This is a genomic window from Pseudonocardia sp. Cha107L01 (genome assembly GCF_052566575.1).
In genome coordinates, this window is record NZ_CP199579.1 from 5,192,408 (window position 1) to 5,212,253 (window position 19,846).

At 71.7% G+C, this 19,846-nt stretch carries 18 protein-coding genes; 15 read left to right on the plus strand and 3 right to left on the minus strand.

Annotated elements, in window-relative coordinates; translation table 11 throughout:
* Positions 1 to 161: 161 nt before the first annotated feature.
* Complete coding sequence (locus ACTXG6_RS24300) at positions 162 to 1,892, minus strand: GMC oxidoreductase (protein WP_445190103.1); 1,731 nt, start codon at positions 1,890 to 1,892, stop codon at positions 162 to 164.
* A gap of 222 nt (positions 1,893 to 2,114) precedes the next feature.
* Between ACTXG6_RS24300 and ACTXG6_RS24305 the strand changes: the two genes are divergently transcribed.
* Genes ACTXG6_RS24305 through ACTXG6_RS24315 form a run of 3 tightly spaced genes read left to right on the plus strand, consistent with a single transcriptional unit; the run spans position 2,115 to position 3,594 of the window.
* Positions 2,115 to 2,372 (plus strand): hypothetical protein, encoded by a 258-nt coding sequence (locus ACTXG6_RS24305; protein WP_445181668.1) that lies wholly within the window; start codon positions 2,115 to 2,117, stop codon positions 2,370 to 2,372.
* Between the two features lie 5 nt (positions 2,373 to 2,377).
* Positions 2,378 to 2,833, plus strand: a complete 456-nt coding sequence (locus ACTXG6_RS24310; protein WP_445181669.1) for a hypothetical protein — start codon at positions 2,378 to 2,380, stop codon at positions 2,831 to 2,833.
* Positions 2,830 to 3,594 carry an enoyl-CoA hydratase/isomerase family protein gene (locus ACTXG6_RS24315; protein WP_445181670.1) on the plus strand — a complete coding sequence of 255 codons (765 nt, stop codon included), beginning with the start codon at positions 2,830 to 2,832 and terminating at the stop codon, positions 3,592 to 3,594. Before ACTXG6_RS24310 ends, ACTXG6_RS24315 begins: the two co-directional genes overlap by 4 nt.
* A gap of 10 nt (positions 3,595 to 3,604) precedes the next feature.
* Here ACTXG6_RS24315 and ACTXG6_RS24320 read toward each other — a convergent pair whose 3' ends face one another.
* Positions 3,605 to 4,381, minus strand: coding sequence for an SDR family NAD(P)-dependent oxidoreductase (locus ACTXG6_RS24320; RefSeq protein ID WP_445181671.1), 777 nt, complete (start codon positions 4,379 to 4,381; stop codon positions 3,605 to 3,607).
* Between the two features lie 114 nt (positions 4,382 to 4,495).
* Here ACTXG6_RS24320 and ACTXG6_RS24325 point away from each other — a divergent pair, with 114 nt between their 5' ends.
* The 3 genes from ACTXG6_RS24325 (at position 4,496) to ACTXG6_RS24335 (ending at position 8,876) form a co-directional block, all read left to right on the plus strand.
* Complete coding sequence (locus ACTXG6_RS24325; RefSeq protein ID WP_445181672.1) at positions 4,496 to 6,610, plus strand: acetate--CoA ligase family protein; 2,115 nt, start codon at positions 4,496 to 4,498, stop codon at positions 6,608 to 6,610.
* Between the two features lie 48 nt (positions 6,611 to 6,658).
* The gene (locus ACTXG6_RS24330; RefSeq protein ID WP_445181673.1) at positions 6,659 to 7,804 is read left to right on the plus strand and encodes an NAD(P)H-dependent flavin oxidoreductase; all 1,146 of its coding nucleotides are present in this window, start codon (positions 6,659 to 6,661) and stop codon (positions 7,802 to 7,804) included.
* Positions 7,805 to 7,907: 103 nt separating this feature from the next.
* Complete coding sequence (locus tag ACTXG6_RS24335) at positions 7,908 to 8,876, plus strand: zinc-binding dehydrogenase (protein ID WP_445181674.1); 969 nt, start codon at positions 7,908 to 7,910, stop codon at positions 8,874 to 8,876.
* 74 nt (positions 8,877 to 8,950) lie between these two features.
* Here ACTXG6_RS24335 and ACTXG6_RS24340 read toward each other — a convergent pair whose 3' ends face one another.
* The gene (locus ACTXG6_RS24340; protein WP_445181675.1) at positions 8,951 to 9,766 is read right to left on the minus strand and encodes a nuclear transport factor 2 family protein; all 816 of its coding nucleotides are present in this window, start codon (positions 9,764 to 9,766) and stop codon (positions 8,951 to 8,953) included.
* Between the two features lie 59 nt (positions 9,767 to 9,825).
* On the opposite strand from ACTXG6_RS24340, the gene ACTXG6_RS24345 reads away from it, so the two are divergent.
* The 9 genes from ACTXG6_RS24345 to ACTXG6_RS24385 all read left to right on the plus strand — a co-directional run bounded on the left by ACTXG6_RS24345 (position 9,826) and on the right by ACTXG6_RS24385 (position 19,407).
* The gene (locus tag ACTXG6_RS24345) at positions 9,826 to 11,064 is read left to right on the plus strand and encodes a cytochrome P450 (protein ID WP_445181676.1); all 1,239 of its coding nucleotides are present in this window, start codon (positions 9,826 to 9,828) and stop codon (positions 11,062 to 11,064) included.
* Between the two features lie 47 nt (positions 11,065 to 11,111).
* Entirely contained in the window at positions 11,112 to 11,771 is a 660-nt protein-coding gene (locus ACTXG6_RS24350) for a TetR/AcrR family transcriptional regulator (protein ID WP_445181677.1), read from the plus strand.
* Positions 11,772 to 11,928: 157 nt separating this feature from the next.
* The gene (locus ACTXG6_RS24355) at positions 11,929 to 13,095 is read left to right on the plus strand and encodes an acyl-CoA dehydrogenase family protein (RefSeq protein ID WP_445181678.1); all 1,167 of its coding nucleotides are present in this window, start codon (positions 11,929 to 11,931) and stop codon (positions 13,093 to 13,095) included.
* The gene (locus tag ACTXG6_RS24360) at positions 13,092 to 13,553 is read left to right on the plus strand and encodes a hypothetical protein (RefSeq protein ID WP_445181679.1); all 462 of its coding nucleotides are present in this window, start codon (positions 13,092 to 13,094) and stop codon (positions 13,551 to 13,553) included. The genes ACTXG6_RS24355 and ACTXG6_RS24360 overlap by 4 nt, the downstream gene beginning before the upstream one ends.
* On the plus strand, positions 13,550 to 13,981 hold the full coding sequence (locus ACTXG6_RS24365) for a MaoC/PaaZ C-terminal domain-containing protein (protein WP_445181680.1): 432 nt from the start codon (positions 13,550 to 13,552) through the stop codon (positions 13,979 to 13,981). Before ACTXG6_RS24360 ends, ACTXG6_RS24365 begins: the two co-directional genes overlap by 4 nt.
* Positions 13,978 to 15,741 (plus strand): class I adenylate-forming enzyme family protein, encoded by a 1,764-nt coding sequence (locus tag ACTXG6_RS24370; protein ID WP_445181681.1) that lies wholly within the window; start codon positions 13,978 to 13,980, stop codon positions 15,739 to 15,741. Before ACTXG6_RS24365 ends, ACTXG6_RS24370 begins: the two co-directional genes overlap by 4 nt.
* The gene (locus tag ACTXG6_RS24375; protein WP_445181682.1) at positions 15,731 to 16,849 is read left to right on the plus strand and encodes an NDMA-dependent alcohol dehydrogenase; all 1,119 of its coding nucleotides are present in this window, start codon (positions 15,731 to 15,733) and stop codon (positions 16,847 to 16,849) included. Before ACTXG6_RS24370 ends, ACTXG6_RS24375 begins: the two co-directional genes overlap by 11 nt.
* Before the next feature lie 110 nt (positions 16,850 to 16,959).
* Positions 16,960 to 18,471, plus strand: coding sequence for a flavin-containing monooxygenase (locus tag ACTXG6_RS24380; protein WP_445181683.1), 1,512 nt, complete (start codon positions 16,960 to 16,962; stop codon positions 18,469 to 18,471).
* Positions 18,472 to 18,576: 105 nt separating this feature from the next.
* Entirely contained in the window at positions 18,577 to 19,407 is an 831-nt protein-coding gene (locus ACTXG6_RS24385) for a hypothetical protein (RefSeq protein WP_445181684.1), read from the plus strand.
* Positions 19,408 to 19,846 lie beyond the last annotated feature (439 nt).

Sequence of the window (19,846 nt, forward strand, 5' to 3'; positions counted from 1 at the left end):
AACCGGACTGACGTTGGCCTCGGTGACAATGAACGCGCCAGGGTCGAGACCAGGCCGTCCTGTCGGTGACGCGGTGTTACCCCCAGCGTCACGGCGGTGGGGGAGGGCAGACGCAACAGCAGACCAGAGAACTCTGCCAAGTGCCGTGACGCTGGGGATCTCTAGCTGCTCGTGGGGGAGTCGTGCCGGACCTCGGTGATCGGTAGCCGCAGCGCGGCGGGGGCGTGCTCCGGCACGGTGGGGCGCCTCGGCCGGACCGGGAGCAGGCGGCGGTACCGCGAGCCGACGGCCGGCCGTTGGTCGGTCTCGCCCCGGTTCGGCCAGAACGACATGGCTCGCTCGGCCTGCGCGGTGATGGTCAGCGACGGGTTCACCCCGAGGTTCGCCGAGATCGCCGAGCCGTCGACGACGTGCAGCCCGGGATGACCGTAGAGCCGGTGCCACGCGTCGATGGCCCCGTGCTCGGGTGAGTCGCCGATGGCGCAGCCGCCGATGAAGTGCGCGGTCATCGGGATGTTGGCGATCTCGCCGATGGTGCCGCCGGGGATGCCGTCGATCTTCTCCGCGACCCGGCGGGCCGCCTCGTTCCCGGCCGGGATCCAGGTCGGGTTGGGCTCGCCGTGCCCCTGGGCCGAGGTGAGCCGGTAGTGGCCGAGCCTGGTCCTGCGACCCGAGACGGTGATCGAGTTGTCCAGTGTCTGCATCACCAGGAGGATGATCGTCTTCTCGGACCAGCGGCGCACCGACAGCGAGCTCAGTGCATCCTTCGGGGACCGGGCCATCACGGCGAACCAGGTCAGGAAGCGGGGATACCGCTTGCCGCCGTCGGTCAGCGCGGTCTGCAGCAGCCCCATCGCGTTGCTGCCCTTGCCGTAGCGCACCGGTTCGATGTGCGTGTGCGGGTCGGGGTGGAACGACGAGGTGATCGCCACGCCCTGGCTGTAGTCGACGTCGGTGTGCCTGGACTTGGCGCCGAGGATGGACTCGGAGTTCGTGCGGGTGAGCATCCCCAGCCGTGCCGAGATACGTGGCAGCGTTCCGGTGTCCCGCATCCGGTGCAGCAGCTTCTGGGTGTTGTAGGTGCCGGCGGCGAAGACGACCTGCTCGGCGGTGAACGTCCGCCGGTTCTTCGCGCGCCGGGGTGAGCGGCCGGTGTGTACCGAGTCCACCGCGTAGCCGCCGTCGGTGAGCGGGCGCACGTCGGTGACCGTGGTGAGCGGGTGCACCTGGGCGCCGGCGTGCTCGGCGAGGTAGAGGTAGTTCTTGTCCAGGGTGTTCTTCGCGTCGTGGCGGCAGCCTGTCATGCACGAGCCGCAGCCGATGCAGGTCAGCCGGTTCGGGCCGGCGCCACCGAAGAACGGATCCTCGACCTGGGTGCCCGGCGGGGTGTCCGGGCCGCCGAAGAAGACGCCGACCGGGGTGGGGTGGAAGCTCTCGCCGGCCCCCATGTCCTCGGCGACCTGCTTCATCACCCGGTCGGCATCGGTGGTCACCGGGTTCTCGGTCACCCCGAGCATCCGTTTGGCCTGGTCGTAGTAGGGGCTCAGCTCGCTGCGCCAGTCGGTGATGCCGGCCCACTGCGGGTCGTCGTAGAAGGCGGCCAGCGGCTCGTAGAGGGTGTTCGCGTAGACCAGCGAGCCACCGCCGACGCCGGCCGCCGCCAAGATCACCGCGTCCCGCAGCAGGTGGATCCGCTGGATGCCGTAGCAGCCGAGGTGCGGCGCCCACAGAAAGCTGCGCAGGTCCCAGGAGGTCTTCGGGTAGGTCTCGGGGGAGAACCGCCGGCCGGCCTCGAGCACGCCGACCCGGTAGCCCTTCTCGGTCAGTCGCAACGCGGTGACCGAACCGCCGAAGCCGGAACCGATCACCAGCACGTCGTAGTCGTAGCCCATGTCGTTCACGTCATTTCCTGAGCGCTGCATCGCGGAGAGCGAGGTGGTGGTCAGAGCCTGGTCCCCAGACGGTATGTCACATCGGCGGATGGCGCGATGCGGCCTGGTCGACGGTGCCCGCCCGCCGGATCGGCGAGTCGCTGAATTGTGCTGGGGTCCCCCGAACAGTTGAGCACGGCTCCCTCGGCGTCCGAACGGTCGCCGGGGCCAGGGGCCGGGGGAGTGCCCGGTCCGGTCGACTCCGGGGTGGCGGCCGAACCGGTCGCGTCGTCCTGGCCGGTCCGCGCCGAAGACCTGCGGCTGGTCCGCTCCGGCAGTGCCGAGCTGGCGTTGCAGTTCGAGCTGGTGAACCGGACGTCGGACACCTACTCGGGTGAGGACCTGGGGCTGGGCGCGGTGGAGCAGCTGGTGATGCTCGCCGATCTGCCTACAGCGCCTCGGCGGCCGACCAGATCCCGGTCGGCGGCTCCACCACGGTGACGGTCGTGTTCCCGGCGCCGTCGGCCGAGACCACGTCGATGCTGTTCGTGATGAACGGGCTGCTGCCGGTGCGGGTGCCCGTGCAGCCACCCGGGGCAGCCGCGCTGCGCGAGGACCCGGTGCTGCACGCCGCGATCACCCCCGGCGAGCTGCGGATGACCGACACCTCGGGAACGCTGGCCAGCCCGTGCGAGTTCGAGCCGCCGACGTACTTCGACGTCCTCGCCAACGCGCACGCGGAGCAGCTCCGCTACCACCTCGACGCGGTGCCGCCCGGCGCGACGCTCACCATGTGGGCGCTGTTCGTCGCGCCGCCCGCGAGCTCGCCGACGGTGACGATCGGGATCGGCGGTTACGCGGCGAAGTTTTCCGGCCCCGGTCACCGCGGGCTGAGGGGGCAGCCGCGCGCGGGGGCTTCCACCCGTGGGGCCGTCGTCGATCGTGCAGGATGCGCACGATGACCGACGTGGTGACGTATCAGGTGTCCAACGGTGTGGCCTGGTTGACCATCAACCGCCCGGACGCCCGCAACGCGCTGAACGCCGAGGCGCGGGCCGGGCTGACCGACGGGACGCACCGGTTCAACGCCGACGACGAGGCGCGGGTGCTGGTGCTCACCGGGGCCGGCGACAGGGCGTTCTGCGCGGGCGGCGACCTCAAGGAGATGGCCGATACCCAGCTGGCGGTGCCGCCGCCGGACTTCGTGCCGCAGTTCGGCCGGACCGTCGAGGTGACCAAGCCGACCATCGCCGCGGTGAACGGCGTGGCGCTGGCCGGCGGGTTCCTGCTCACGCAGCAGTGCGACCTGGTGGTGGCGGCCGAGCACGCCCAGTTCGGCGTCAGCGAGGTGAAGGTCGGTCGCGGCGCACCGTGGGCGGCGCCGCTGTCCTGGCTGGTGCCACCCAGGGTGGCGCTGCAGATCCTGCTCACCGGCGACCCGATCTCCGCGCGGCGGGCGCACGAGGTCGGCCTGGTCAACGAGGTCGTGCCGGCAGCGGAGCTGCGCTCGAGGGTGCAGGCACTGGCCGAGCGGATCGCCGCGAACGCCCCGCTGTCCGTGCTCGCCGGCAAGCGCACCGCCTACCTGTCCGCGCGGCACTCGCTGGACGAGGCCTACCAACTGGCCGAGGAGATCTGGGCGCCGGTGTACCTGTCCGAGGACGCCCAGGAGGGCCCGAGGGCGTTCCGCGACAAGCGCGCGCCGGTCTGGCGGGGACGTTAGTGAGGGAGCCCTAGCGGGGGCTCTGGCCGTCGTCGACCTTGACGACGGTGCCGGTGACGAACTCCGAGGACGGCGCGACCAGGTAGAGCAGGGTGCTGTCCAGCTGCGCAGGGTCGCCGATGCGCTTGCGGGGGAACGCGCCACTGGGGTCGCCGATGCGCCCGACCATACCGTCGGTCATCTCCGAGGAGACCAGGCCGGGCGCGATGGCGTTGACGTTGATGCCGTAGCGGACCCACTCCACCGCGAGCACCTCGGTCATCCGGGCGATCGCGGCCTTGCTGACCGAGTACAGCGTGGCGGCCGCGTTGCCGTTGTAGCTGTAGGCGCCCATCGAGGACAGGTTCACGATGCGGCCGGGTTTCTTCGCGGCGATGAGCCGGCGGGCGACCTCGCAGGACAGGATGTACGGGCCGCGCACGTTGGTGTCCAGCACCGAGTCGATCAGCTCCAGCGGCATCTTGTGCGCCCGCATTGCATCGGTGACGCCGGCGTTGTTGACCAGGATCGTCACCGTGCCCAGCGCGGCCTCGGCCTGCTCGACGGCGTGCAGGATCTGCTCGGCGTCGGTCATGTCCAGCGCGACCGGCAGGCAGGTGCCGCCGGCCGCCTCGATCTCCTTCCGCAGCTCCTCGAGCTTGTCGGTGCGCCGCGCGGCCACCGCGACCGCCGCGCCCGCGCTGGCCAGGGTCAGCGCGAACCGTCGGCCCAACCCGACAGAGGCGCCGGTGACCAGCGCGACCTGCCCGGTCAGGTCGGTGGACGCGTTCGGCAGCGGAAAGCTCACGCGGGTCTCCTCGTCGAGTGGCTGGGGTGCGGGGCTTGCTGGACGGTACCCGTCGCTATAGCGTCGGACGAATTACGGACGGCTTCCGTTCAGGTACTGGTGGGAGGAACTCGAGTGATCGACCCCCGTCGGCTCGACGCACTGTTCCGCCCGCGCAGCGTCGCGATGGTCGGCGCGGCGGACAAGTCGATGTTCTCCCAGCTGGCGTACCGCAACCTGGTCGAGTTCGGCTTCGCGGACCGGACGTACCTGGTCAACCGCCGCGGTGCCGAGACACACGGCCGGCCGACGGTGACCTCGTGCGCCGGGATCGGTGAGCCGGTGGACGTGGCGTTCTTGATGGTGCCGAAGGCGGCCACCCTGGATGCGCTGTCCGACGCGGCGGCGGCGGGTATCCGCAACGCCGTGGTGCTCTCCGCCGGTTACGCCGAGGCTGGTCCGGGCGGTCGGCTGGCCGAGGCGGAGCTGGTTGCGCACGCGGAGTCGCTGGGTGTGGTGCTGCTCGGGCCGAACCACCTCGGCTTCGCCAACTTCGCCGCCGGGGTGCCGGTGACCTCGGTGCCGGGGCTGCCCCGCGAAGCGGGTCCGGTGGCGCTGCTGTCGCAGAGCGGCGCCAGCTCGTCGGCGATGCTGGACTTCGCCACCATGACCGGCGTCGGGCTGTCCTACCTGGTCACCCTCGGCAACGAAGCGATGATCACCGCCGGGCACGTGCTGGACTACCTCGTCGACGACCCGGGGACCCGCGCGGTCGCGGTGTTCATGGAGACCGTGCGCGACCCGGAGGTGTTCCGCCGTGCCGCGCGCCGGGCCGCCGCCGCCGGCAAGGCCGTGGTGGTGCTCAAGGCGGGCAGCAGCGCGCTGGCCGCTCGGACCGCGGCGGCACACACCGGCGCGCTGGTCGGCGACGACCGGGTGATCGACGCGGTGTTCCGCGACCTCGGGGTGATCCGGGTCGACTCGATCGAGGACATGCTGCTGACCGCCGGCGCGGCGGCCCAGCTCGGCCGGCTGGCCCGCCCCGGGGTCGGAGTGGTGTCGATCTCCGGCGGGGCCTGCGACATCCTGGCCGACCGCGCCCAGGACCTCGGGATGGCGCTGCCCGGGCTGGCGGCGGAGACCGAGGCGGCACTGACCGAGGCGATGCCGGACTACGGCACGGTGCAGAACCCGCTCGATGTCACCGGCGCGGCGATCATCGACCCCGGGCTGTTCACCCGCGCGATCGCCGCCATGTCCGCCGACCGGTCCGTCGGCGTGGTCGCCGTGGTCAACTCGCTGCCCTGGGCGTCGGACGGCCGGCCCTACCCCGGGCAGCTGCTCGTCGACGCGATCGGCGCCGGCATCGCGGCGGCGCCCGGTCCGGTGGTCTACGTGAACCAGGTGCTGCAGCCGGTCACCGCGTACACCCGGGAGGTGATGGCGAAGGGCGGCGTGCCCTACGTGCTGCCCGGGCTGCGCCAGGCCGTCGTCGCGCTGCGCAACGTGGCCTGGTGGTCCGATGCCACCCGCCACGCCGGCGGGGCCCCGGCGGCCGGACCCGTTCCGGTGGTGGCGGCGGCCCGCCGCCGAGGCGCCTGGTCGGAGGCCGAGGCCAGGGAGCTGCTGGCCGAGGCGGGCCTGCCGGTGGTGCCCGGTGGCCTGGTCACCTCGGCGGACGGGGCGGCCAAGCTCGCGGCCGAGCTGGGCGCCCCGGTGGCGCTGAAGATCGTGTCCCCGGACATCGCGCACAAGAGCGACATCGGCGGCGTGCGGCTCGGGGTCACCGGCGACGAGTCGGTGCGGCGGGCCTATGCGGAGGTGGTGGCGGCCGCCGAGGCGGTGCCGGGTGCGCGGGTGGACGGGGTGCTGGTGTCGCCGATGCGCGCCGGCGGGGTGGAGCTGCTGGTCGGCGTGGTGCGGGACCCGCGGTGGGGGCCGATGCTCGCGGTCGCGGCCGGCGGCATCTTCGTCGAGGTACTGGGCGACTCGGTGCTGGCTCCGCTGCCGGTGAGCCCGGTGCGGGCCCGCGCGATGCTGCGTGGCCTGCGCGCCGCCGCGCTGCTGGACGGGGTGCGCGGTGGGCGCCCCGCCGACCTCGACGCGGTCGCCGACGTCGTCTCCCGGATCGGCGACCTGGCGTTGGCCCTCGGCGCGGAGCTGGAGTCGCTCGAGGTCAACCCGCTTTGGGTTGACGGCTCGACGGTCGAGGCACTGGACGCGATGGTCACCTGGCGCGACAACGGATGAGGCACGGCCCGCTCGGATGGCTCGGATGGCTCGGATGGAGGAACGCTGATGCGTACCCCGCTCACTGACCTGCTCGGCATCGAAGCGCCGCTGGTCGGGTTCAACCGCTCGCCCGGGGTGGTCGCCTCGGTCAGCAGGGCTGGTGGGCTGGGCGTCCTCGCCGCCACCGCGTACACCCCTGCGGAGCTCGACGCCCAGCTCACCTGGATCGAGGGGCAGCTCGACGGCCGCCCGTACGGGGTGGACCTGCTGGTGCCCGGCCGGACCGCCGTCGGTGACCCGGACGACCTGGTGGCCAGCCTGCGCGCGCAGATCCCCGAGGAACACATCCGGTTCGTCGACGAGCTGCTGGCCCGCTACGACATCCCGCCGGCCACCGGCCCGGTCGGCACCGCCGGTGGCCTGGTGGCCAACCTCGACCCGAGCGGCGTGCCGGCCCTGCTCGACGTGGTCTTCGCGCACCCCATCGCGCTGATCGCCAATGCACTGGGCACCCCGCCGCCGACGCTGGTCGAGCGCGGCAAGGCGGCCGGCGTTGCGGTGGCGTCCCTGGTCGGCAAGCCGGAGCACGCCCGCCGGCAGCTGGACGCCGGGGTGGACGTGCTCGTCGCGCAGGGCACCGAGGCGGGCGGGCACACCGGCACCATCGCCACCATGATCCTCACCCCGGAGATCGTCGACCTTGCCGGCGAGGTGCCGGTGCTGGCCGCCGGCGGGATCGCCACCGGGCGGCAGATGGCCGCCGCGCTGGCGCTCGGCGCGGCCGGCGTGTGGTGCGGTTCGGTGTGGTTGTCCAGCCACGAGGACATCACCCCGGACTCGGTGAAGCAGAAGTTCCTCGCCGCGACCAGCTCGGACACGCTGCGCTCGCCCACCCGGACCGGGAAGCCGGCGCGGCAGCTGCGCAGCGCCTGGCACGACGAGTGGGAGCGCCCGGGCAGCCCGAGCCCGCTGCCGATGCCGCTGCAGCCGATGCTCATCGCCAAGGCCTGGCACCGCATCGACGAGGCGGCGGCCACTGGTCACCCGGGCGCCACCGCGCTGGAGTCGTTCTTCATCGGGCAGGTGGTCGGCGCGTTTGCCGAGCTGCGCCCGGCCGAGGAGATCGCCCGCCGGATCGTCGCCGACTGCGCGGCCCGGCTGACCGAGCTCGGTGCGCTCGCCGAGGACGCGCCGGCGCCGCAGCCCTCCTGATAGCGGGCCGGTCCGGTCCGCGACGGCGGATGGTACTTGTTCGAGATCATCAACCAAACGTATGGTTGGTATCCCGTGACCCCGCCGGAAGGAAGCCAACGCCATGCGCGCAGTGGTCGCCAGCAAGATCTCCGCCGACAGCCCGGCCGCCGCGGTGGACGTCGTGGACCTACCGGAGCCGGTTCCGGCGGCCGGCCAGGTGCGGGTCCGCGTCCGGGCCGCGTCGCTCAACCACCACGACCTGTGGTCGCTGCGCGGGGTCGGGCTGGACGAGAGCCGGCTGCCGTTCGTGCTCGGCTCGGACGTCGCGGGGGTGACCGACGACGGCCGCGAGGTCCTGGTGCACGCACTGGTCGCCGACCCGGACCGCGGCGGCGGGGACGAGCTGCTCGACCCGGCGCGCGGCATGCTCGCCGACGCGCTGTGCGGTGGCCTGGCAGAGTTCGTGACCGTGCCGGCGCGCAACCTGGTGGACAAGCCGGCCTCGCTGTCCTTCGAGGAGGCTGCCTGCCTGCCCACCGCCTGGCTGACGGCGTACCGGATGCTGCATCTGCGTGCCGATGTCCGCCCCGGGCACACCGTGCTGGTCCAGGGCGCCGGCGGGGGACTGTCGACGGCCGCGGTGACGCTGGCGGTGGCCGCCGGACTGCGGGTGTGGGTGACCGGGCGCAGCGGCCCGAAACGGGAGAAGGCCCGGGCACTGGGCGCGGATGCGGTCTTCGAGACCGGGCAGCGGCTGCCCGACCGGGTGGACGCGGTGATCGACACCGTCGGCGCGGCGACCTGGGAGCACTCGCTGAGGTCGGTGCGCCCGGGCGGCACCGTGGTGGTCGCCGGGGCCACGGCGGGGGCGCTGGTCAAGACCGACCTGTTCCGGCTGTTCCTGCAGCAGATCACCATCCGGGGCTCGGCGATGGGGCGGGTCGGCGAGCTCCGCGACCTGGTCGCGCTGTGCGATGCCCGAGGTGTCCGGCCGCACATCGACTCGGTGCACCGCCTCGAGGCCGCGCGGGCCGCCTTCGAGCGCCTCGAGTCCGGCGACGCGTTCGGCAAGGTCGTGATCACCCCCTGACCGACCCCGTGAGTGGCGAGTGGTCCCCGGGACCACTCGCCACTCACGACCCCGTTCGGTGGACGCGGGGCCGGTCAGCCGCGCACCCGGTCGGCGTCCAGGCGGCGTTCCGCGGCCAGCCGGTCGGTCACGACCCGCACCCGGGTCACCGACCCGTCCCGGACGGTGGCAAGTCCGGTGAGGTACAGGGTGGCCGGGCGGTGGCGGTAGCCGTCCAGATCGTCCAGGCCACCCGCGTAGCGGCCGTGCACCGCGAGGTGGAATGCCGCCCGGTCACCCGCCGTGAACAGGTCCAGCACGGTGACCTCGGCGGCGCTGAGCAGCATGCGGCGCGCCGGCGCGCAGTGCTCGTCGTCCAGGCTGCCCAGGGGTGCGTCGAGCGGGCCGCCGGCACTGAGCCAGCGGCGCACGGTGCTCTCGGTGTCCGGGTCGGCGGGCGCGGCCGGCGTCACCCAGGGGTCCAGCGCGGGGGCCGTCACCGGGTGCGCCGGGCCGGCCCGCAGCTGGCCGCGCCGACCGTAGTAGTCCTGCTCGACGCGGCACTCGACGAGGCGGGCGCCGTCCCACCGGTACAGGCTCACGCCCTGCCAGGACGCCGCCGCGCCGCGCAGGGTGGAGTGGCCGTGCTCGGTGAAATGCAGCGCGGCGCGGTTCTCGCCGAGCACCAGCTCGTGCACGGTGAAGCCGAGCCCGGGGAACTGGCGGTACTGCTTCGCGGTCGCCGGGATGTACTCGGTGTCCCGGCCGCGCAGCTCGTGCTCGCCCATCCGCAGTACGTAGTCATCCACCATGATCTGTGAGCACACCCCGAAGTCGTGCGCGGCGGTGTAGGCGAACGCGTACCGACGCAGCAGGGCAGCCAGTGGATGCAGACCGTCGGTGAGCTCCATGGTCTACACAGTGACAGACCAAACAACCGATTGGTAGCCTCCGTGTCGGAGGTGTTGTCGTGGATGCCGTATCCGTAGCGAGTGACCTGCTCGGTCCGACAGCGACCGAGGACCCGTACGCGCTGTTCGCGGAGCTGCGCGAGCGTGAGCCGGTGTGCTGGAGCGAAGCCCACCGCGCGTGGCTGGTCACGAGGTACGCCGACGTGGCCGCGGCGTTCCAGAACAAGCGCCTGTCCTCCGACCGGGTGCGCCCGATGCTCGCGGCGCGCGCGACCGAGGGCGTGCCGGCGGCCGCCGACGAGATCTTGTCGATGATGAGCGAGTGGATGGTGCTCAGCGACCCGCCGGCGCACACCCGGCTGCGCCGGCTCGCGGCGGCCGCGTTCCGGGGGCAGCGCATCGCCGCTCTGGAGGGCCGGATCGGGGAGTTGGTCGACGGCTTCCTCGACGGGTTCGTCGCCGGCGGCCACCGGGACCTGATCGAGCACGTGGCCTACCCGCTGCCGGCGACGGTCATCGCCGAGATGCTGGGCGCGCCGCCCGCCGACCGGGACCGGTTCCGGCGGTGGTCCGGCGAGCTCGGGCTGGTGGCTTTCGGAGCAGGTGGGGACGCCCGGCCGGATCGCCATGAGCGGGCCCTGGGCGGGCTCCGGGAGATGTTCGAGTACTTCACCGAGCTGGCCGAGATCCGGCGGGCCGCGCCCACCGGCGACATGCTCAGTGCCCTGCTCGGGACCGAGGGCCCGGATGGGGCCGCGTTGCGGCCCGACGAGCTGGTCGGCATGTGCTCGCTGCTGTTGTTCGCCGGGCACGAGACCACCACGAACTCCATCGCGAACGGCGTGCTGACCCTGCTGAAGCACCCGGACCAGCTGGCCCGGCTGCGGGGGCACCCCGAGCTGATCCCCAGCGCGGTGGAGGAACTGCTGCGGATCGAGGGGCCGATCAAGACGCTGGTGCGCTGGGTGGTGGAGGACCACGAGCTGGGCGGCCGGACGATCCGCAACGGCGAGCGGGTCTACCTGCTGATCTCCTCGGCGAACCGCGACCCGGACCGCTTCGCCGATCCGGAGCGGCTGGATCTCGGGCGTGCGCCGAACCCGCACATCGCCTTCGGCAGGGGTGTGCACGCCTGCATCGGGGCGCAGCTCGCCCGGATCGAGATGCGGGTGGCGCTGGACCGCATCCTGGGCCGGCTGCCCGAGCTGGCGCTGACCGAGGATCAGCTGACCTGGAACTGCAGCCTCGCCTCCCGCTCGTTGGCCGCACTGCCGGTCACCCACCGGGCGCCGCGTTGACCGTCCGCATGAAAGGTTGTCGGTCGGGTGCCTGTTAGGTTTCCTGGGTGGCGAACAAGGTGGCGGTGAACAAAGCGGCGGTGAACAAACACAAGTCCGGGCGGGTTGCGCGCCATTCGGGAGATGCGCCGGCGCGCCAGGAGGATGGCCGCTGGAACGAGCTCCTGGAGATCTCCGCGAAATCGTTCGCCGAACACGGCTACAAATCCACCACGTTGCAGGACATCGCCGACCAGTTCGGAGTGCTCAAAGGCAGCCTGTACCACTACATCCGGAGCAAGGACGATCTGCTCTTCGAGATAGTGCGGGCGGTGTACACCCGCGGTCTGGACAATTTGCGGGAGCTCGCCGCGGCCGAGTCCGACCCGGCTGCCCGGCTGCGCTCGGTGGTGCGCGGGCACGTGCTGTACCTGATCGACAACCTGGTCGAGACCTCCGTGCTGCTACACGAGTTCGAGCAGCTGTCCACGGCCCGCCGCGAGCAGATCGCGCTGCACGAGTACTCCGCGATCCTGGCCGACCTGATCGAGGACGCCCAGCGTGCCGGCGTGGTCAAGCCCGGTGTGGACGCACAGCTGGCCGCGCTCGCCGCGCTGGGCGCGATGAACTGGGTGTACCGCTGGTACCGGCCGGACGGGCGCAGGTCGCCGGCCGAGATCGCCGACCAGTACGCCGAGATCGTGATTGCCGGCCTGCTCGAGGCCTGATCGTACCGACGTCGGCCTGAGGCCGGTCCGACCCTGTTCCGCTCCTCGGTGAAGAGCTCCCACGTCCTCTCTAGCCAACCAAACGGTTGTCTGGTTTACTGCACCGGACGGCCACGCCGGTTCGACGCGCAGTGCCTCCCGATCGTGAGGGCCACGGATGGACTTTGATCTCAACGAACAGCAGCAGCTCTTCCAGAAGACCGTCCGCGAGTGGGTGGACCGCGAGGTACCCAAATCGTGGGCACGTGAACTGGAGAAGGACGAGCACGCATTCCCGCACGCGCTGTGGGACAAATTCACCAAAGCCGGGTTCCACGGCATCGGGCTGCCCGAGGAATACGGCGGCCAGGGCGGCGACATTCTGACTCAGATGATTCTGGCGCGAGGTCTGGCGCGGTCCTTGGCCGGACTGACCTGGGTCTGGGGCATCACCTCGTTCGCGGGCGGCAAGTCGGTGGGGCTGTACGGCACCGAGGAGCAGAAGCGGGTCCACCTGACCGCGATCGCCGAGGGCCGGGAGAAGTGGGCGATCGGCTTCACCGAGCCGGGCGGCGGCACCGACCTGCTCGGCGGCATGCGCACCCGGGCCAAGCGGGTGGACGGTGGCTGGGTGCTCAACGGCCAGAAGACGTGGAGCTCGATGGCCCACGTGGCGGACTACATCCTGCTGCTGGCCCGCACAGACGAGTACACCGAGAAGCGGCACCAGGGCGTCACCCTGTTCATCCTGCCCACCAGGAGCGCGGGTGTGACGATCCACGAGATCCCCAAGCTGGGCATGCGCTCGCTCGGCTCCTGCGACGTCTACCTGGACAACGTCTTCATCCCCGAGGAGAACCTGCTCGGGGAGGAGAACCGGGCCTGGTACATGCTGCTGCCCACGCTGAACAACGAGCGCATCATGCTCTCCTCGTTCTGCGTCGGGATCATGGACGGCGTCCTGGAGGACGCGCTGCGCTACGTCCAGGAGCGGGAGGCCTTCGGTGGCCCGATCTCCCGGTTCCAGGCGCTACAGCACCACATCGCCAACATCGCCATGTGGCGCGACCAGTCCGAGCTGATGGTCAACCGGGCAGCCTGGCTGCAGTCACTGGGCCGGCCGTGCGGGCAGGAGGCGAACATGGCCAAGGTGGTCGCCTCCGAGCTGGGCGGCCAGGCCGCCGACCTCGGGCTGCAGATCCTCGGCGGGATGGGCTACTCGGCGGAGACCGACATGCAGCGGTACTGGCGCGACGTCCGACTGTTCCGGATCGGCCCGGTGACCAACGAGATGGCCCGCAACGGGATCGCCGAAGGTCTCGGGCTGCCCCGGTCGTTCTCATGACCGGCGCGGTATCGGTCCACCCGCTGCGGCACCTGGTCGGGGCGCCGCTGCCCGGCGGGCGGCACACCGTGGCCGGCTACGAGAGCTGGCTCGGCCACGACGTGCTCTACTCCGAGCCGGTCGAGGAGCCGCACCCGGTGATGGCGTTCGTCGCCGCCCAGCGGGGATTGGGTGTCTCGGTGGCCGAGCTGTTCCGGCTGTGGGGTACCGAGATGTCCGACGGCCCGATGCTGACCGAGTCCACCCTGGAGTTCCCCGGTGAGTTCCGCGCCGACGTCGAGTACGGGGTGCGCGGCACCGTGGTGTCGGTGGTCCGCAAGTCCGGCCGCACCCTTGGCGTGTTCGACCTGCTCACCGCACGTTTCGAGCTGTTCGACGCGGCCGGGGAGGCGGTGGCGGTGGTGACCAACGTGTACGCGCTGCCCCGGCGTGGCGAGGCGGCGAGGGTGCACCGGTGAGCACCGCGGCGGAGGTCGAGGAGCTGCCGGTCTGGACGCTGGACCGGGTCGACCCGGAGAAGATGAAGCTGCTGGCCCTGCTGCTCGCCGACCCGAACCCACTGCACTTCGACCCCGAGGCAGCGTCGCGGCTGGGCATCGCCGAGCGGCCGGTCAACCAGGGTCCGTCCAACATGGCGATGCTGGTGAACCTGCTGCGCGCGGCCTACCCGACCGGGCGGCTGTCCCGGCTGCGGGTCCAGCTGCGCGGCACCGTCATCGCGGGCCAGGCGGTGCGCGCCGGCGGCCGGGTGACCGAGCGGGTCGCCGACGGTGACGGCGAGCTGGTCCGCTGCGAGGTGTGGCTGCGGGTCGAGGGCGCCCCCGAAGGCGGCGCGGTGCTCTCCGGGCAGGCCGAGGTGCGCTGCCCGGCCGGGACCTCCCGGTGACCGGCACAGTGGCGGGCACAGTGGCGGGCACAGTGGCGGGCACAGTGGCGGGCACAGTGGCGGGCGGAGTGGCAGCGGCCGGGTTGACCGTTCCCGCGCTGCTCGAACGGTCCGCCCGGCTGCACCCGGACAACGACAGCTTCGTCTTCGCCGACGCCCGGCAGACCTACGCCGAGCTGGAGCGCTCCGCACTGGATGTGGCCCGGTCGCTGACCGCACTGGGCATCGGCCGGGGCGACGCGGTCGGCGCGTTGATGCCGAACTGCCTGGACTTCGTGCACGCGATGCTCGGGACCGCGATGGTCGGGGCGCTGTTCGTCCCGCTCAACGCCCGGCTGGCGCCCCGCGAGCTGCGCTACCTGATCCCCGACTCGGGCATGAAGCTGATCGTCACGACGGACGCGGTCGACGAACACGTGGACTACGCCGGCCGACTGTGCGAAGCGCTGCCCGGCCTGGCTCGCACCGGCACCGGCAGCGGCGCCGAACCGGGCGGCGCGCCTCGGCTCGCGGAGGCGCCGGCCCTGCGCCACGCCGTCGTACTGGGCCGGCGCACGGTGGCGGGCTTCCTGTCCGGCGAGCAGTTCCGCGCGTTCGGTGCCCCGGTGGACGCCGCGTCGGCGCGGGCGGCCGCGACGGCGGTCCCGCCGGACGCGCCGTACATCATGATGTACACCTCCGGCACCACCTCGGTCCCCAAGGGCTGTCCGCTGTCGCACGCCTCGGTGGTCCGGCTCGGCAGGGCGGTGGGTGAGGAGGCGTTCCGCGTCCGCCCGGAGGACCGGATGTGGAACCCGCTGCCGATGTTCCACGTCAGCGCGCAGGCACAGATGATCGGTGTGCTGAACGCCGCCGCCGCGTACATCTCGATGACCCACTTCGAGCCGACCGAAGCACTGGAACTGATCGAGCGGGAACGTGCCACGCTGCTCTTCCCGGCCTACCCGACGCTGACCGGCCCACTGCTCAACCACCCCGACTACCACCCGGACACCTTCGCCCGGGTGCGCGGTTTGCTCACCGTCGGGCCGCCCGAGCTGCTGCGCCGCTACCAGGAGTTGCTGCCGCACACCGCGCACGTGAGCTGCTACGGCTCCACCGAGACCGGCGGGGTGGCCGTGATGGGACGGCTGGACGACCCGCTGGAGCAGCGGCTGACCTGCGGCAAGCCGTTCGACGGCGTCGAGGTCGAGGTCCGTGACCCGGCCACCGGTGGGCCGATCCCGACCGACGTCGTCGGTGAGCTCTACGTGCGCGGCTACAGCCTGTTCCTCGGCTACCACAACGACCCCGCCAAGACCGCCGAGAACATCGACGCCGAGGGTTGGTTCCACACCGGCGACCTCGGCCGCATCGACGGGCACGGCAACCTGACGTTCACCGGGCGCCTCAAGGACATGCTCAAGGTCGGCGGCGAGAACGTCGGCTGCGCGGAGGTCGAGGTGTACCTGCTCAGCCACCCGGACGTCGTGGTGGCCGCCGTGGTCGGCATCCCGGACCCGACGTACGACGAGGTGCCGGCCGCGTTCCTGCAGCTGCGGCCCGGCGCCGCGCTGAGCGGGGACGACGTGGTCGCGTTCTGCCGCACCGGCCTGGCGAAGTACAAGGTGCCCCGCTTCGTCCGGTTCGTCACGGACTGGCCGATGTCCGCGACCAAGATCCAGAAGTTCCGGCTGCGCGACCGGCTGCTCGCCGAGCTGCCGGACCGGAGGGACCACGACGAACCAGTTCGGCTGGGTGGAGGCCCGCGTGAAGACTGAAGGTGCGCTGCTCTGGGAGCCCGGCACCAACTCCGGCTGGAGCGTCGAGGAGATCGAGCTCGACCCGCCGAAGGCCGACGAGGTACTGATCAAGCTGGCCGCCTCCGGGCTCTGCCACTCCGACGCGCACCTGGACACCGGGGACATTCCGCTGCCCTGGGCGCCGGTGCTGGGTGGGCACGAGGGCGCCGGAGTGGTCGTGGAGGCCGGCGCCGAGGTACACGGCCTGGCGCCCGGTGACCACGTGGTGACCACGTTCCTGCCGTCCTGCGGGCGGTGCCGGTGGTGTGCCTCCGGGGTGTCGAGCCTGTGTGACGTGGGTGCGGGCGTGCTCGGCGGCAGGGCCCCGGACGGCACGAACCGCATCCACGCCCGGGGCAAGCCGGTCGGCGCGATGTCGTTCCTCGGCACCTTCGCGCCCTACGTGGTCGCGCCGAGCACCTCGGTGATCAGGATCGGGAAGGACATCCCGCTGGAGAAGGCCGCTCTGATCGGCTGCGGGGTGCCGACCGGCTGGGGCTCCGCCGTGCACGCCGCCGGGACCGAGGTCGGCGACACCGTCGTGGTGGTCGGCACCGGGGGAGTGGGCATCAACGCGGTGCAGGGCGCCCGGATGGCCGGCGCCGCGAACATCGTGGCCGTCGACCCGGTGCCGTTCAAGCGCGAGATGGCCGAGCAGCTCGGCGCCACCCACTCGGTGCCCGACTTCGACGGGGCCGGGGCCGTGGTCCGCGAGCTGACCGGCGGGGTGATGGCGGACCGGGTGATCCTGACCGCGAGCGTCGGGCTGGGCGAGCTGGTCGGGCCGTGCGGGCTGCTCACCCGCAAGGGCGGCACCCTCGTCGTCACCTCCGCGGCGCCCGCCCTGCAGGGCCAGGTCGACCTCAACCTGCTGGACTTCGTGATGTCCGGCAAACGGCTGCAGGGCGCGCTGTACGGCAACTGCAACGCACGGGTGGACGTGCCGAAGCTGCTGGACCTGTACCGGGCCGGCGAGCTGCACCTGGACGAGCTGGTCACCCGGACGTACCGGCTCGAGGAGATCAACCAGGGTTTCCGCGACATGGACGAGGGCCGCAACCTGCGCGGCGTCATCGTCTACGACTGACCCGACTTCGGCCGGCAGGTCCCCCCACCTGCCGGCCGATCCCCGCCACCGCACCCCGGCTCATCGCAACCGTGAAGAGCCCACCGCACCCGTGAGGGAGTGCCCGCGCCATGTCCCGAGCTGAGGCGCCCCCGGCAACGAAGCCGAGGGTCCGATCGCCCCGCGTCGCCATCGTCGGGGCCGGCATGTCCGGCCTCGGCCTGGCGATGCGGCTGGTCAAGGCGGGCCTGCACGACTTCACGATCTTCGAGAAGGCCGACGACCTCGGCGGTACCTGGCACCACAACAGCTACCCGGGGCTGGCCTGCGACGTGCCGGCGCGCTTCTACACCTACCTCGACGAGCCGAACCCGGACTGGAGCCAGTTCTTCCCCGGCGGCGCGGAGATCTGGCGGTACTTCGACGGGGTGGCCCGGCGCTACCGGCTGCGCCCGCACATCCGGTTCGGCGCGAAGGTCACCGCCGCCACCTGGACCGGATCCTCGTGGACGGTCCGCACCGAGGCCGGTGACCAGGGCAGGTTCGACTTCCTGGTCACGGCGACCGGCATCCTGCACACGCCCAAGCTGCCGGCCATCGACGGCCTGGACAGCTTCGCCGGCCCGGTGCTGCACTCGGCCCGCTGGGACCACACCGTCGACCTGGCCGGCAAGCGCGTCGGGGTCATCGGCAACGGCTCCACCGGGGTGCAGATCATCAGCGCGCTCGCCCCGGAGGCGGCCCGGCTCGCGGTCTTCCTGCGTACGCCGCAGTGGATCCTGCCGGTGCCGAACTGGCGCTACTCGACGCTGAGCCGGGCGGTGATCGGGCGCTCGCGGCGGCTCGGGCGGCTGGGCTACCGGCTTTACCAGCGGATCTTCGAGCTGACCTTCGGCGAGGCGACCACCCACCCGGGCTGGCAGCGGTCGGTGATGTCCGCCCTGTGCCGCTGGCATCTGGGCCGGGTCCGGGACCCGGAGCTGCGCGCCCGGCTCACCCCGGACTTCGAGCCGATGTGCAAGCGCATCGTGATGGGCCTCGGCTTCTACCGCGCGGTACAGCGGCGCAACGTCGACCTGGTCACCGACCCGATCACCTCGGTCGTGCCGGACGGCGTCGTCACCGAGGGCGGAACCACCCACCGGCTCGACGCCCTGGTGCTGGCCACCGGGTTCGACGCGCAGGCGTACCTGCGGCCGATGGCGCTCACCGGCGCGGGCGGGGTGACCTTGGACGAGCTGTGGGCGGACGACCCGTTCGCCTACCGCAGCGTGGCCCTGCCCGGGTTCCCGAACTACTTCATGCTGGTCGGGCCACACAGCCCGTTCGGCAACTTCTCGGTGATCTCCATCGCCGAGGCCCAGGCGGACTACGTCATGCAGTGCCTCGAGCTGTACGCCACCGGCCGGCTGGAGGCGCTGGCGCCGCGCCGGGACGCCACCGAGCGCTACAACGCCGAGCTGGTCAAGGCCATGCCGGGCACCATCTGGACATCCGGCTGCACCAGCTGGTACCTGGACAAACACGGCCGGCCGAACACCTTCCCCGGCACCCCGGCCGAGCACCGGGCGCTGCTCACCGAGCCGGAGCTTGCGCACTTCGAGGTCTCCACGCCGGTTGTGCAGCCTTCCGTTCAGCGGTGACTGCGGCTAATCTGTGCAGTGGGTGCTCACTAGCGAACAGCTGCCCTTTCTGACGAATCCCCCCGGCCCGGGCGGCGGTCGATGATGACCAAGGAGGAGATGTCGATGACCGGTCGGTCCAGCGGTGACGTCATCGGTCCCATCCCGACGATCTCGGCCCAGCACGCCGAGGTGTTCTTCTTCGTGTTCGGGGCGATCGCGGTCCTGGTGGTGCTCGCGGCGATCGCCGAGTCGGTCCGGCGGCGCTCGCCGCTGATGCTGATCTGCCTGGTCGGCAGCGTGCTGTGCAATCCGGTGGAGCCGATCTGGGACGCGCTCGGCAAGCTGCGGTTCCATCACGGCAACTACTGGGCGTGGACCGAGTTCCCCGATCTGGCGCAGCCGGTGCAGTACCCGTGGTGGGCGGCGTTCGTCTACACGTTCTTCACCGGGGTCACCTGTTACGTGTTCTTCCGGATGTTCGAGAACAGGGTGAAGTGGTCGACGTACTGGCTGTTCGTGGCCGGGCAGGCGGTGATGAACATCGTGCTCGAGGGTTACGTGATCACCAGTGCGTACGACTACTACGGCGATCAGCCCTGGCGGATCGGCAGCGACTTCCCGCTGTGGTGGGTGTTCGCCAACTTCGGCGAGCTACTCGGCGGTGCGCTGCTAGCGCTCGCGGTGCGCCGGTTCGGCCGACGCGGTTACCCGCTGGCGATCGTGCTCGTGCCGTCCTCGTTCGCGGCGTGGGAGCTGTGGGCCGGGTGGCCGGTGTTCGCCACGTTGAACATGAGCGTCGGGCCGATGTGGCGCAACGTCGCGGCCGCACTCACCGCCGCGATCGCGGTCGGCACGATCTGGGTCATCGGCAGGTTGATGCTCCCCGCTGAGCAGCGGATCGGCGCGCTACCCGAGCAGCGGCCGATCCCCACCGGCGCGACCGTCGACTCCTGACCCGGCTCGCATCCGCCCGTGGCTCGCGTCCGCCCGTGGCTCGCGTCCGCCCGGGGCTCGCGTCCGCCCGTGGCTCGCACAGAGCTGGTGCCGCTCGCACACAGGGTGCACGGTCTGTGCGGCCCGCGGCCGGTCTGTGCCGGCGGCTCTTGTCAGCGGTGGACGTGCCGCTGGTCCCGGTCGGTCGACGGCGTACGAGCCACAGGGTGTTCGGCAAGTGTGCCGCTTGCTCTGCGTAGGTGTACGCGACAGGAGGTGAGCATTGCGGGGCAATCAAATGGCCACCTGCCCGGTGCACAGCAGCGCGATCAGCATCGGCACCGGGCGCGACGCGTGAGGAACTAATCGCCATCGAGATCGACGAAATTCTGGTTTGATCATGATAAAAACCAGAGAAACGTCGATCTCGGTGAGCCGATGCGCGGGGATCTGTCGGCCG